The following is a 526-nucleotide window of genomic DNA, read 5'->3' as shown; positions in this document are numbered from 1 at the left end:
ACCTACTGATTACAAGTCAGTTGCTCTACCAGTTGAGCTACACCGGCACGGTGGTGGAGGATGACGGGATCGAACCGCCGACCCCCTGCTTGTAAGGCAGGTGCTCTCCCAGCTGAGCTAATCCTCCACGTATCATACACAATATTCATTGTATATAAGATTTTTATAAATGAGCCAAATAAAAAACCCCTAGACTCTTTTATAAGAGCATAAAAAGGGGTCATATTCATTGCCTGGCAACGTCCTACTCTCACAGGGACAAAGTCCCAACTACCATTGGCGCTAAAGAGCTTAACTTCCGTGTTCGGTATGGGAACGGGTGTGACCTCTTCGCTATCGCCACCAGACATGAGATTGTTCTCTCAAAACTAGGTAACAGTTTGCTGAGTAAAGCATGTACTTTTCAAATCTTGGTTAAGTCCTCGATCGATTAGTATCAGTCAGCTACACGTGTCGCCACGCTTCCACCTCTGACCTATCAACCTGATCATCTTTCAGGGATCTTACTAGCTTGCGCTATGGGAAA

The 526-nt window shown here is 45.8% G+C and carries 1 tRNA gene and 2 rRNA genes; all 3 read right to left on the bottom strand.

Features of this window, described 5'->3' with window-relative positions:
• Window positions 1-51: 51 nt before the first annotated feature.
• Window positions 52-127 (bottom strand) — tRNA-Val (locus ACN6NE_RS31075).
• Window positions 128-231: 104 nt separating this feature from the next.
• Window positions 232-347, bottom strand: a 5S ribosomal RNA gene (gene rrf, locus ACN6NE_RS31070).
• A 63-nt stretch (window positions 348-410) separates the two neighbouring features.
• A 23S ribosomal RNA gene (locus ACN6NE_RS31065) occupies window positions 411-526 on the bottom strand; the annotation flags it as partial.

It is taken from the genome of Priestia sp. 53B2 (genome assembly GCF_056099005.1).
The sequence above is the reverse complement of the archived record's forward strand: the minus strand, read 5'-3'. Positions and strand labels throughout refer to the sequence as shown.